This window comes from Novosphingobium pokkalii (assembly GCF_014652855.1).
Lineage (GTDB): Bacteria > Pseudomonadota > Alphaproteobacteria > Sphingomonadales > Sphingomonadaceae > Novosphingobium > Novosphingobium pokkalii.
Genome location: NZ_BMZP01000021.1, coordinates 1 through 12045 on the forward strand (window position 1 = coordinate 1; position 12045 = coordinate 12045).

Genomic DNA, 12045 nt, shown 5'->3' on the forward strand with positions numbered 1-12045 from the left:
AGCAGTGCCGCAGCACCCAAAACACGAAAGGAAAAATCACCCGCTTGACCCTACCCCCGTACCGGGGGACACATATCCAACCGGGTCAATTCTCGATGGAAATCCCGGGTCACTTCTTAGTGGCAATCAACAATTAGACCGTCTTCCATTTGAATCCCGCAACCGCCACCACGGCGCCTATGGTTAGATGACCTAACCAGGCAATCGCCCCATAGGCGGCACCAAGACAAGCCATGTTGATTGCGAGCGCGACCACCAGCAGGACGCCGCCGCCTCCGCGAAGCCACCGCTTTGCCTGCGCAGGCAGCGTACGACCCAGCCAATCTTTCTGATGCCGCGTCATCGCAGCGCTCAGGCATCCGAACCCGAGGATGCGCGACGCGCTCGTGATAGGTTGATGGAGCGATCGGCAGCACGCGGCAGATCGGCTCGACCCCATAGGCATGGCGGTGATCATCGATAAACGCGATCATCGCCGGAACGGGCGGTCGAGCTCCGCCTGCGCAAAATATGCCGACGCCTTGCGCAGAATCTCGTTGGCCTGCCGCAGCTCGCGGACCTCGCGTTCCAGCGCATTGAGCTTGTCGGCGACCTCGGTCGGGACACCGGCGCGCTTACCGCTATCGACCTCGGCCTTCTTCACCCACTCAAATAAAGTCTGCGGAACGCAGCCGATCTTCTCCGAGGTCGACACAATAGCTGGCCAGCGAGAGGGATGGTCGGCCTCGTGATCTAGCACCATCCGCACCGCAAGCTCGCGGACCTCAGGCGCAAATTTGTTCGTCGTCTCGCTCATACAGGCTCCACCTTCACAGGAGTTGGAGCCTCCGGCAAACCCGGCGCGGTTCATTATGCCTGCGCCATCTTTCGCGCGCTGTTCGATCACGCCGATGGCGCAGGCCTGTTTGGAACGATCGATGCCGCAACCCGCGCTAGCTTGGCGCCGGACGCTCACCGCCCACTCGACACGCGTCGGCCTTACGCAAGACCTGTCTGCCGCTCACGAGGACCTCGCCGGCATCGTGCATGCCCTACGCTAGAAGAGCCCTGGCCAAATGGCACGCTATGCCCAGAGAATGACATTGGAGGAAAACGCGTCCGCGCGCGTGGTGACGAAATTGAAGAATGCTGATCAAGAAGAAAAATCGAAAATCCCCCCTACATACTCGCCCAACCAACACATCGATTCAAAGTTATTTCAAAATTTTATCACATCTACCTTTATAGAAGCTTGATTGTAGATCGTTTAGCTTCGAGATCCCTGGCGCTCCTCAAAATCAGCTTGGTTTGCACGGATAAGCTTTTCCATTGCGATACTAGCTTGTTCCGGCATTCCGGCCGCAATGGAGTCGAATAGCTCCCAATGCTCCGGTATCGTGTCGCGCGGTTTAGTTCCACTGCTCCCCTGGAATTCAGTGTACCACAACACGAAGGTCCCCAAACTATTCCCCAGGTTGATTAGCGGCGGATTGCCGGTAGCCTGGACTATGATGCTGTAGAACCTGCGGTTGGCAGCTTGCCCTTCGTCGGTCGCGAGCGTGAACCGTTCCATCGCTTGCAATGACCTGCGCATGTCGGCGATGTGATCGAGCGTGCGTCGCATCGCGGCCAGGCGCGCCATGGACGGCTCGATGATCAAGCGCATCTCGAACAACCCTTCGAGGACGGAGGCCGAGGCGCCGCCCTCGAACATCCATGCCATGACATCGGGATCCAGCATGGCCCAACGCGTTATAGGTAGCACGATTGTACCGGTTCGCTGGCGCGATTCCACAAGCCCCTTAGCGGTCAGAATACGCACCGCCTCGCGATAGGCACTGCGCGAAACACTCAGTTGCTCGCTCGACTCGATCTCTGTGTTGAGAATGTCGCCTGGCTGATGCCGGCCCGTCACTATGGCCACTCCGAGGTCGTGCGCTATGCTTTCATGAAGGCTGGATTTTTTCTTTCGTCTTCCGCCTTTGCCAGCAGGACGTGCAGAATGCGCTGCAACAGTCATTCTTTAATTTTCCAATGTGTAGCGTGAAGGCCCAAAGCTTATTCGAGCCTATATCCGGTATCTGAAATCGACGGAAGCACGATTGCACGACGCAATACCCAGACATTTGAAACTGCCAGAGGCATGACATGCACACTGCCCACGCGATGTCTCCACGCACCAGCTAAAGCTGAAATGTTATATATTTCAACATATTAACGTTAATAAAGCAGAATTTGATTGCTGAGATCGTCACATCTCCTGCAACCGCAATCGATATCAAAAAAGCTCTTTCCACGGGACGCGCGCCCTCAGCTCATCCAAATTAGCTTGAAAAGTCGGACATTGTGTGGTTAGCCGTCCGCACAATTGATATAAAAAGACATGCAATCGATGCTGGGATATCACCAGCCTTGACCAGGAGAGAAGTCTGATGACCGCCGAGGTATCGCGCAGAAACATGATCGCCGGAACCGTGGGAATGGCAGGAATGCTCCCGGTGCTTGCAGAAGCGGCGACCGGCGCGGTAAAAGCTCCCGGCAACGCCACGGGCTTCACCCCTCCTGCCGATGCCAAGCCGCCGTCGTTCGAGTTCGCGTTCCAGATCCGCATCGAGCTAGGCGAACGGCTGCGCTATGGTCCGACGTATTGGGGGCTTGATCGCGGATTTGTCGGCGTACTTGGCGGTTCTGTGATCGGCCCGCGCTTCTCGGGCAAGGTCATCCCGCATAGCGGAGGCGACTGGCCCACCATCCGTCCGGACAACAGCGTGCGCTTTGACGCCCGCTATCTGTTGCAGGCAGACGACGGGACCATCGTTGCTCTGCACAATACGGGCATACGCCATGCCGACAAGGCCGTTCTGGATCGCATGCAGCGCTACGAGCATGTTGACCCTTCGGAATACTACATGGGCCTGACCCCACGATTCGAAGCACCTGAAGGCCCGCACGAATGGCTTAGTCAGACAATTTTTGTCGGCAAGGCGGATCGCGACAAAACCCACTCAATCTTTACATATTGGGCAATGGTCTAATCGTGTAATTCCCAAATATTGAACGCCTAATTCCTGAAATCGAACCTATTATCAAAAGCTTTCCGCATTAGATTACAGGCCATTAGACAGCTACATTTTCCCATATTGGTGAATGCGGCAAGTGTAGCTTGCTGCATCGGAGATCTTTTGTGCACGATCCCAGCGCCCCCGCAGACAATCAGACATCACTCGTGCCGCGGCGACCACGATTCCCTGACAGCATCCACTTTCAGGGACTGAACACACCGATCGGGATCGAGGCTTCCCGCGCCTGTCTTCCCGTCATTGGCGTGCTACCCGAAGGTCTCGAAGGCACGTTTTTCCGGGCCGTGCCCGATCCGGCCCATCCGCCCATGTTCGCCGACGACAACATCCTATCCGGCGACGGCATGATTTCTGCCTTCCGCTTTCATGATGGTGTCGTTGACTTCGATATCCGCTATGTCAGGACGGCACGATACGAGGCCGAGAACAACGCGCAGCGCGCACTATTTGGCGGATATCGCAACCCCTACACCGATGATGCAAGCGTTGCGGGGATCGATCGCACCGTCGCTAACACCACCCCGGTATGGCACGCTGGCCGCTTGTACATGACCAAGGAAGACGGCCGCCCCTACGTCATCGCCCCAGATACACTCGATACGCAAGGATCGTGGAGCTACGACGGTGCCTTGCGCTCTGAAACAGTGACCGCGCATGCACGGGTCGATCCCGAAACGGGTGAGATGTTCCTGTTCGGGTATGAGGCTGCAGGCCCGTGCTCATTGGATGTGTCCTATGCAGTGGTCGATGCCCAAGGTCAGCTCGTTCGTGAACAATGGTTCCAGCAACCGTACCACGGGATGATCCATGACTTCGCGATCACCCAAACGCACGCAGTCTTTCCGTTCTTTCCGACCACCACCGACCTTGCAAGGCTTCAGGCTGGCGGCCCCAAGTGGGCACATGAGCAGAATCTGGAATGCCGGATTGGCATCATGCCGCGTAGCGGAGACGTCAGCGGAATCCGGTGGTTCACAGGCCCAAAGGGCGCCTCGGCGTTCCACATTATGAACGCCCACGACGAGGGGGATCTTGTCCATCTGGACTTGTTCATCTCTGAAACTAACGCGTTTGGCTTCATGCGCGAGGCCGGGGGCATCCACGTGGACCAGCGTGCCATCCGCGGAGCGTTCGAACGCTGGACTTTCGACATGGCCAGCGACCGCGAAGATTTCGCGGTGACGGTCCTTGGCCCCCCGGGCGACATGCCGCGAATCCGGGATGCAGATTGTGGCCGCGCGTACGGGAAAGGCTGGTATCTCACCATGAACCCGCAAGGTGGGCCTCCGCTCCCCGGCGGCCCGGTGGGTGCGGCTTTCAATGCGCTGGTGCGTATCGAACTCCCGCACGGCCGGATTGACCTGATGCCCCTGCCTCCAGGTCACGCGATTAGCGAGCCCGTCCATGTTCCCGCCACGCAGCCTGGCGGCAGCGAATGGTTGCTGTGCGTCGTCGATCGTGCGGCCGAGGATGGAAGTTTCAAATCAGAGGTCTGGGTTCTTGATGCCAACAAACTGGTCGAGGGCCCGATAGCCCGAGTTCAAGTCCCGCTGCCTCTGCGCGCGCAAGTACATGGGTGCTGGGTGCCCGCCGACCAACTGCCATAGCTATTTCCGGCCCACGAAGCGACAGAAGCGGTTTTGTGGCGCATGTGATTTCAATCGATTGCATCTTCATTTGCAAACAGGGCGGCATCAAGCCGCTGTACCGAGGAGGGGAGTTCCATGATTGATACATCTCGCACGCTAACTTCAGACAAGACCTGGCTGCTGCGCTCCGCAGCGCTGACTGCTTTCACGACCGCACTCGCCATGCCCTTGGCCACGCACGCGCAAAGCGTCCAGGCCGACCAGTCTGCTCAGAATCCCACGGAACCTGCCGCGGCCTCTGCGCCCGCGGGCACCGAAGGGCAGATCACTGAAATCGTCGTGACCGCGCAGTTCCGCGCGCAGAGTGTCCAGCGCACCCCGCTGGCGATCACCGCTCTGTCCGCCGCGACCATTGCCGCGCAGGGGCTGACCAACATCAGCGACATTGCGGCTCAGGCGCCAAACGTCGTGTTGCAGCCTGCCCAGGCCGGTGGGGGGCCGTCGGTCCAGTCGTTCATTCGCGGCGTCGGCCAAGTCGACTCCAACCCCGCCGTATCCCCGGGCGTGGGTACCTACATCGATGACGTCTATTATGGCACGATCGCCGGCGCGAACTTCGACCTCGTCGACCTCGATCGCGTCGAGGTGCTGCGTGGCCCGCAGGGAACGCTCGCGGGCCAGAACTCGATCGGCGGCGCGGTCAAGCTCTACTCGAAGAAGCCCACGGGCGATGGCCATGGCTACGTCTCGTTGTCCTACGGCCGCTTCAACAATGTACGAGTCAACGCCGCGGCGGACATCCCGCTGGTGCGCGACAAGCTGTTCATGCGCATCACCGGCGTGTCAGACAGTAAGGACGGCTACGTTACGCGCATGGACTATGCCTGCACGCACCCGGGCACGGCCGTCCCCTCATTCGCAACGACCAGTGGCTGCCAGCTGGGCACGCTGGGCGGCAAGTCTGTAACTGCCGGGCGCGTACAGTTGCGCTGGACCCCCACCGATGCGCTCGAAGTCAACTTGGCCGGGGATTACATCAACGACAATTCCGAGGGCACGCCGCAGACGCTGCTCTACGCGAAGAACCCAGGACAGACCCCCAAGACCAGCATCAACGGCGTGAGCCTGGGCACTGCCAGCGGCGCCTCGCAGTTCATCAGCTATTCGCCTTATGGCGCCTATGCGCTCGATGTCTACAGCAAGAGCCCGTACCTCAGCTACGCCACGTTCTGCGACCCGTCCCCCAGCGACCAGACCGCTGCGTACTGCGCGACGCCGCGCTCGGCCACCAAAGGCGGCGGCGGCTCGCTGACGATCGACTACAAGCTCGGCTCGGACGTCTCGCTCAAGTCGATCACGGCATTCCGTCGCCAGACGATGGATTACGTCGATGACAGCGATACCACCCCGATCGGTGGCGCACTGCTCACCAACAGCCTGATTTACCGCGAATTCACTCAAGAACTGCGCCTCAATGCCGCGCTGTTCGACAACAAGGTCAACGTAACCCTGGGCGGCTTCTACATGGACGAGAAGACCAACCTCAACTCGCGCATCGATATTCCGCCGTTCGATTTCCTCGGCCGCGACGTCGTCCCTGCCAAAACCTATGCGGTCTTTGGCAATGCCGACTGGAAGGTGACCGACAAGCTCCAGCTGATCGGCGGGCTGCGCTATTCCAAGCAGGAAAAGACCTTCAACTTCGGCCGCCTTGGTGTGCCCGGCTCGGTCGCCGGCTTCCATCCCGACGGTCCGCCGTACTTCCCCTGCCCGCAGGCCGGCGGGACCGTTGTCAACGTCGCGGTGTGCCCGGTAAACGGACTCTCGGGCACCTTCAAGGGTGACAACGTCGATTACCGCGTTGCTGCACAGTACCAGTGGGCTCCGACGTTCATGACGTACGCTTCGGTCGCGACCGGCTTCAAGGGTGGCGGCGTCAACCCGCGCCCCTACAACCTCTACCAGGTCATCCCGTTCGATCCCGAACGGCTGACCTCGTACGAAGTCGGCTTCAAGGGCGACCTGTTCGATCGCAAGCTGCGCGTGAATGCCAGCCTGTTCTACGGCAAATATTCGAACCTGCAGTTGCCAGTCAGTTCATGCCCGGCCAACCCGGCCTATCCTAACGTACCTCTTGCCAGCTACGCGCAGCCTTGCAGCGCGTTGCTCAACGCCGGTCGTGCCCGCACGCAGGGCGGCGAACTGGAAGTGACCGCCCGCCCAACCGACAAGCTGACATTGCAGGGAACGCTCGGTTACCTCGATATCGGCTTCAAGTCGCTGCAGGCCTCGGCGCTCAGCGCCGGCACGACGTTGAACTCGAAGTTCCCGTTGGCCTCCAAGTGGAAAAGCAGCGCGAGCGCTCAATATCGCATCGACACCAATTCCGTTGGAACGATCACCCCGCGCATCGACATGACCTACCAGTCGAGCTTCTATACCTCGATTCCCAACACCACGTTCAACAAGGTGCCGGGCTATACACTGCTCAACGCGGCGGTCGCGTGGGAGGCGCCCGACGGCAAGTGGATGGTCACGGGCAACGTCATGAATCTCACTAACAAGCTCTACTACTACGCGCTGCTCGACGCGCGCGCAGTCAACGGCCTGGTCACCGGTTTCCCGGCGGCTCCGCGCCAATGGCGCGTGACGGTCAAGCGCTCGTTCTGATATCCTTGAACCGGGTGGCTCGCCTCGTGCGGGTCACCCCGCCTTCACTGCCCGGTTGCCTACGTCTGGATATTGCAATGGCTCTTTTCCCCCTGTTCTTTGCAGCCACCTTGGCGGCGAGCTCGACTGCCGCAGCGACGCCTACGCCCGCTGCTATCGGATCTGCGTCTGCCTCGCCAACCGCTGCAACTGCCGTTCTCTCGCCCCGCGGCCAAGAAGCCCTGCTCGCCAGTCCGAACCGGCGGTTGGCGGCCAACAAGCGGCTAGTTTTCGACATGTACCGGATCGTACTACAGGCAGGCGACACTGCCCGGGCGCACGAATTCATCGCGGCCAACTACGTCCAGCATAACCCCAATGCCGCGCAAGGGCTCGCGGGGCTGATCGAATACGTCAAGTCGACCCGCCCGGTCAGGCCCGTCCTTGATCATCTCGAAATTCCGATGATCCACATCATGGCCGAGGGCAATTTTGTAACGATCGCCTTCGCCCGACCCGAGACAGACTCAACTGGCCAGCACTATGTCACGACTTGGTTCGACATGTTCCGCATCGAACGCGGCCGCATTGCCGAACACTGGGACCCGATGCTGCGCAGTGATCGCAAGATCGACCCGAACAAGCAAAAGCTGCCCTGACAGCCCCCGTGTCAGGAGTCCGCTGCGCTCCGACGGGCCCAGCGGACCACCCCGTCGCTGATCGTATCGACGCTTGCGGCCAAGGCCTGTATCTGCGTCGGATCGAGTGCGCACAGCAGATCCAGCCCGATTGGATGCAGATGGGCCATCACCTGTGCATGAGCCTCGCGCCCCGCATCGGTCAGTGCAAACAGCTTGCGCCGCCGATTGCTCGGGAGCGCCTGCTCCTCGACCCAACCGCGCCGCTTCAGGGGTGTCGCACGCCGGCTGACCGTCATGGCGGGAATGCCAAGGACCTTCGAGAGGTCACATCCCGCCAATGCCCCTTCCCCTGCCAAGGCCATCAGGATCTTTAGCTCGGCTTGTGTCAGCCCCATCGGCTGGCACAGCCCGATCGTCATTGGCTGACTGAGCACGCTGCCCAGCTTGAGCAGCTTGATGACCAGGTGCGCCCGCGTATCCCGGTCATCACGGCAGGGCTCGCCCATTCAGATTCCCTTGCGCTGGACCGTCCACGCGGGGTCGACGCACAGTCGGCACATCGGACCGGTAAAGGTGCGACCTGCAGCCTCGTTTCCGCCCAATTGCCAATCGAGCCAATCGAGCGCCACTTGCGCGACGCGGCCGCCGTACGGCTCATCCATACTGCCGCGATGGCCGCGCTGGATATTGAGCATGACGACCGGAACACGACTGATCCGTCGGTAATCATCCATTCCGTTTTCGTAGGCGATGTCAGCTGGCCCGCCCATGATGTAGAGCACAGGGGTATGAAGTCGATCAAGCGCTGCCTTGGGCGTGGTCAGACCGGGGATGAACGGCTTGCCATCGGGAAAGATGCCGCTGTTGTGGATTATGACCGCTCGGATGCGCGGATCCGAGGCCGCGTCGAGAGCTTGGACCCCGCCGCAGCTATGTCCGGAGACCGCTACGAGCGCAGGGTCGATCAGGCCAAAGAAAGGACTAGCGGGGCGCTTGTTCTCGGCCAGGATCCAGTCGAGGCCAGCGATGATGTCGGCGGGGCTGGTGGCTACCGGGCGAAGGGCGTGGTCGGGCATGACCCCGCGTAAAGCGGGCGGCGCGTCGGGCCCGGTCATGGCGCTGCCCGGCGCAATTGCGACATAGCCATGCGAGGCGATTTCAAGAAGATGCAGTCGGGCACTCGCTGCATCGGCAGAACATCCACTGTTACCCCACAACAGCACCCCCAGTTTTGCGCCCCCCCGCTTGAGGGCAGCCGGGTGGTAGACCAGATGGTTCGGCAGCGTGGGCTGCTGCTCAACGATCGCCGGCATCGGCCCCGTCCCCGGCAGGTCGGGCAAGGCAAACGTCCCGGCGTATTGCGCGAGTTCGATCGGTGACGGTCCGCCCTGCGGCGCGATCGACGTTTGTGCAGCGGCCGGAAGCGCCAGGGGAGGCAGCGTCATGGCGAGAGCTGCGAGGGTCATCGCCACACGCGGCAGCGCGTGCGCTTGGGGGGTCTTGATCATTGCTCTACTCCTCTTGCCGCATCCGGCCATGTGTCAGGGACGGATCCAAGGGCCAGGCGGCCGCGGCTCGAACCGGTCCAGCTGCTGTGAACCGAACTGCATCATCGTCTTGCGGTCCGCGCGATAAGGATCCGGCAGCACGCGAATGGTCTTGCCGATCACCATCGTCGATCGCCGCGCCGCGTCGAACCGCGGCCACGCCGGCAAGCCGGGTCCGCGCGGGATGCCGGTATGGGCAAAGTTCGACCAAGTACCTGACATCGTCTCGACCAAATGCTGGGCGGCGGGCGATGGGGGCACATATCGCCACGCGGGCAACGTGCCAAAGATGAACGGAACCTCGGCAACATGCGGCGTGACGTTGTCGAATGCCCCCACGGTCATGGGATAGTCGAACGCATAGAGATAGGCCGGCGCAGCGTTTTGAGCGGCCTTGTGTTCGGCGAGCAGAATGGCGTCGAGCAGATAGCTTCGATCAGTCGTCAGCCGCGCAAAGAGCTTGCCGTTATCCAGCGCAGGGTAGCGCGTGCGGTAGGCTTGGATGACCGCATCGGTCCTATCGGCCGGAATAAAAGGCAGCAGTTGCTTACGCAGTTCACCCTCTTCCAGGTTGGCGTAGGCCGGGTCGGCGCCGAGGAACAGGGCCGTCTCGTCGCGCGCGGTCCCGACAATCATCGGCACGCGCGCGCTGGGGGCCAAGCCTACTGGGTCGATTGGCTGATGCGGCAAGACATCTCCGTCGATCGTCGGGCGGAATTGACCCAGGGCGTTGCGCACTGCGATGCCGGCCGCGGTCAGGAGCGGCGTGGGCACTGTGGCTAGCTTGTGCAGATCCCCGGCGGCGATGCCGAGCTCGTGCAGCAAGCGATCTGCGCGCTCGTAGGACAGGTCAACAGCATCCATACGGAGGGCAGGTCCGCTTTCCGATGCGCAGCGATGAAACAAACCTCGCGCCGACGGCACGGCCATCATCAGGCTGGACTTACGCCCGCCACCGGACTGGCCAAAAATCATGACTCTATCGGGGTCACCTCCGAAGGCCTCGATATTGAGCCGCACCCATTGCAACGCGAGCACGATGTCGAGCAGTCCGGCGTTGCCAGACATGGCATACTCCTCACCCCCATGCCCGGCGAGGTTGAGATAGCCGAAGACATTGAGGCGATGATTGATGGTAACCACCACTACGTCACGCGTGCGGGCCAGATAGTCGCCTTCAGTGAGCGGATCGAAGCCCATACCGGCTTCCCACCCGCCACCATGCAGCCATACCATGACCGGCTTGCGGCCTGTGAGCGCAGCGGTCCAGACGTTCAGTGACAGACAATCCTCGGACGCCTCGGGGGTTGCGCCATCGTGCCCCTTTTGGGGGCAGCGGGCGCCGATCTCGAGCGCCGGTCGCACGCCATCCCAAGGCTGTCGCAACCGGGAAGGCTGAAACCGCGCCGTTCCGCCGGTCGGCTCACCATAAGGCACACCCAGGAAGCGGTGCACGCCGTGGGGCATGCTACCAGCGACTTGCCCAGCGGTCGTCCGGGCCACCGACGGTCCGGCCGCTCGCGCCAAGCCATCAAGCGGGAAGAGAGCAGCGGTGCCGAGCGTGGCGCCTATGGCGCGGCGGCGATCAATTAACATGATGCATCCCCTCACCTTGGCGCTTGACGCTCTGCATGCAGAATGGCCAGCTGGGTTTTGCCCGACCTATCATTTGATGTTCTTTCGCGCGACATGCCAACGCGTGTCGCCGCACAAGCCACATTCGACGCCGGCAAACATCGATGACGCTGCGCGATCGCCCTTCAAGCGCCACTGCAGCCAACTGACGACGACCTTGCCGAACGAGCCGCCGGCTTGCTCAAAATAGGTTCCGCCGTGGCCTACTCCGTCTGGGTAAGCCCAGATGGCTGGTATCGTGGTAAGCCGACCAAAATCGTCGCGGCTGTTTTCGTGCGCACCGTCGGACGCATCCCCACCGATGTACAGAACAGAGCCATGCATGCGCGTCAGGCTGGCCTTGGTGACCGGCGCGCCGGGCAGGCCGCCGGGCCCCGTGTTCCAAACTCCGCTGTTCATCACCACCGTGGTTGTGACGCGAGGATCTGCGGCAGCGGCTATCGCCTGAAGCCCACCGCAAGAGTGTCCCATCACCGCCACGCGGCGTGTATCGAGTTTCGCATGCAGTGGGCTTTTGGCGTTGCGGTTCTGGGCAGTTGCCCAGTCCAGCGCCTTCCCCAATTGCGTGTAATCGGACAAAGTCGGCGCCGTCGTGCTCTTGGGTGGCGGAGGCATGCCCTCTTCGGTGCCGCCCTCGATGGTGCTCGGCCCCACCCCGCCGATGGCAATGACCAGATAGCCGTGGGAGGCGATTTCGCTCAAAAATATGCGATACCTGTTGCCATAGGCCATGCAGCCGCCGTTGGCCCAGAGCACCACGGGAAGCTTTTGGCTGAAAGTAAGGTTTGCAGGGGCATAGAGCGTATAGCCCGGAAGTGAAGCTGCCTGCTCCATGATGGCGGGAAAGCGACCCGTTCCGACCGGCACATGATTGTCGATAGGCGTGAGGTCAGGCTGCCTTGGAGGGCTAGACCCCATGCAGGCC

Annotated in this window: 11 protein-coding genes, 1 pseudogene and 1 other annotated feature; of the genes and pseudogenes, 5 read left to right on the top strand and 7 right to left on the bottom strand. The window is 61.2% G+C overall.

Translation table 11 applies throughout. The annotated features are described in order from the left end of the window. Positions 1-133: 133 nt before the first annotated feature. Together IE191_RS21385 and IE191_RS17645 are read right to left on the bottom strand one after the other, a co-directional pair. Positions 134-343 (bottom strand): DUF3325 domain-containing protein, encoded by a 210-nt coding sequence (locus IE191_RS21385; RefSeq protein WP_229815600.1) that lies wholly within the window; start codon positions 341-343, stop codon positions 134-136. Positions 344-374: 31 nt separating this feature from the next. Next, positions 375-796, bottom strand: a pseudogene (locus IE191_RS17645) (transposase); the annotation flags it as partial. Beyond that, positions 399-515: a sequence feature (AL1L pseudoknot), on the bottom strand. Its footprint overlaps the pseudogene before it by 117 nt. Positions 797-1055: 259 nt before the next feature. On the opposite strand from IE191_RS17645, the gene IE191_RS17650 reads away from it, so the two are divergent. Further along, positions 1056-1235, top strand: a complete 180-nt coding sequence (locus IE191_RS17650; RefSeq protein WP_191325704.1) for a hypothetical protein — start codon at positions 1056-1058, stop codon at positions 1233-1235. An 11-nt stretch (positions 1236-1246) separates the two neighbouring features. Here the strand turns inward: IE191_RS17650 and IE191_RS17655 are convergent, their stop codons facing one another. Beyond that, positions 1247-1999 carry a FadR/GntR family transcriptional regulator gene (locus IE191_RS17655; protein WP_191325705.1) on the bottom strand — a complete coding sequence of 251 codons (753 nt, stop codon included), beginning with the start codon at positions 1997-1999 and terminating at the stop codon, positions 1247-1249. 412 nt (positions 2000-2411) lie between these two features. On the opposite strand from IE191_RS17655, the gene IE191_RS17660 reads away from it, so the two are divergent. From IE191_RS17660 to IE191_RS17675, 4 genes are all read left to right on the top strand, one after another. Further along, positions 2412-3014 (top strand): DUF3237 family protein, encoded by a 603-nt coding sequence (locus tag IE191_RS17660; protein WP_191325706.1) that lies wholly within the window; start codon positions 2412-2414, stop codon positions 3012-3014. A 149-nt stretch (positions 3015-3163) separates the two neighbouring features. Continuing rightward, complete coding sequence (gene nov2, locus IE191_RS17665) at positions 3164-4666, top strand: lignostilbene-alpha,beta-dioxygenase NOV2 (RefSeq protein WP_229815591.1); 1503 nt, start codon at positions 3164-3166, stop codon at positions 4664-4666. 117 nt (positions 4667-4783) lie between these two features. Further along, on the top strand, positions 4784-7318 hold the full coding sequence (locus tag IE191_RS17670; RefSeq protein WP_191325707.1) for a TonB-dependent receptor: 2535 nt from the start codon (positions 4784-4786) through the stop codon (positions 7316-7318). A 77-nt stretch (positions 7319-7395) separates the two neighbouring features. Continuing rightward, entirely contained in the window at positions 7396-7956 is a 561-nt protein-coding gene (locus tag IE191_RS17675) for a nuclear transport factor 2 family protein (RefSeq protein ID WP_191325708.1), read from the top strand. Between the two features lie 11 nt (positions 7957-7967). Here IE191_RS17675 and IE191_RS17680 read toward each other — a convergent pair whose 3' ends face one another. From IE191_RS17680 to IE191_RS17695, 4 genes are all read right to left on the bottom strand, one after another. Next, the gene (locus IE191_RS17680; protein ID WP_191325709.1) at positions 7968-8444 is read right to left on the bottom strand and encodes a MarR family winged helix-turn-helix transcriptional regulator; all 477 of its coding nucleotides are present in this window, start codon (positions 8442-8444) and stop codon (positions 7968-7970) included. After that, on the bottom strand, positions 8445-9446 hold the full coding sequence (locus tag IE191_RS17685) for an alpha/beta hydrolase (protein ID WP_229815593.1): 1002 nt from the start codon (positions 9444-9446) through the stop codon (positions 8445-8447). It lies immediately after the preceding gene. Between the two features lie 33 nt (positions 9447-9479). Beyond that, positions 9480-11081, bottom strand: a complete 1602-nt coding sequence (locus tag IE191_RS17690; RefSeq protein WP_268249453.1) for a carboxylesterase/lipase family protein — start codon at positions 11079-11081, stop codon at positions 9480-9482. Positions 11082-11150: 69 nt separating this feature from the next. Beyond that, the gene (locus IE191_RS17695) at positions 11151-11954 is read right to left on the bottom strand and encodes a poly(ethylene terephthalate) hydrolase family protein (protein ID WP_191325711.1); all 804 of its coding nucleotides are present in this window, start codon (positions 11952-11954) and stop codon (positions 11151-11153) included. Positions 11955-12045: the final 91 nt, after the last annotated feature.

Excerpts from the sequence above, each read along its gene's own strand:
- IE191_RS17695 (WP_191325711.1), bottom strand. The coding sequence starts at position 11,954 with ATGGAGCAGGCAGCTTCACTTCCGGGCTATACGCTCTATGCCCCTGCA.
- IE191_RS17675 (WP_191325708.1), top strand. The coding sequence starts at position 7,396 with ATGGCTCTTTTCCCCCTGTTCTTTGCAGCCACCTTGGCGGCGAGCTCG.
- IE191_RS17685 (WP_229815593.1), bottom strand. The coding sequence starts at position 9,446 with ATGATCAAGACCCCCCAAGCGCACGCGCTGCCGCGTGTGGCGATGACC.
- IE191_RS21385 (WP_229815600.1), bottom strand. The coding sequence starts at position 343 with ATGACGCGGCATCAGAAAGATTGGCTGGGTCGTACGCTGCCTGCGCAG.
- IE191_RS17650 (WP_191325704.1), top strand. The coding sequence starts at position 1,056 with ATGGCACGCTATGCCCAGAGAATGACATTGGAGGAAAACGCGTCCGCG.
- IE191_RS17670 (WP_191325707.1), top strand. The coding sequence starts at position 4,784 with ATGATTGATACATCTCGCACGCTAACTTCAGACAAGACCTGGCTGCTG.
- IE191_RS17690 (WP_268249453.1), bottom strand. The coding sequence starts at position 11,081 with ATGTTAATTGATCGCCGCCGCGCCATAGGCGCCACGCTCGGCACCGCT.
- IE191_RS17660 (WP_191325706.1), top strand. The coding sequence starts at position 2,412 with ATGACCGCCGAGGTATCGCGCAGAAACATGATCGCCGGAACCGTGGGA.
- IE191_RS17680 (WP_191325709.1), bottom strand. The coding sequence starts at position 8,444 with ATGGGCGAGCCCTGCCGTGATGACCGGGATACGCGGGCGCACCTGGTC.
- IE191_RS17655 (WP_191325705.1), bottom strand. The coding sequence starts at position 1,999 with ATGACTGTTGCAGCGCATTCTGCACGTCCTGCTGGCAAAGGCGGAAGA.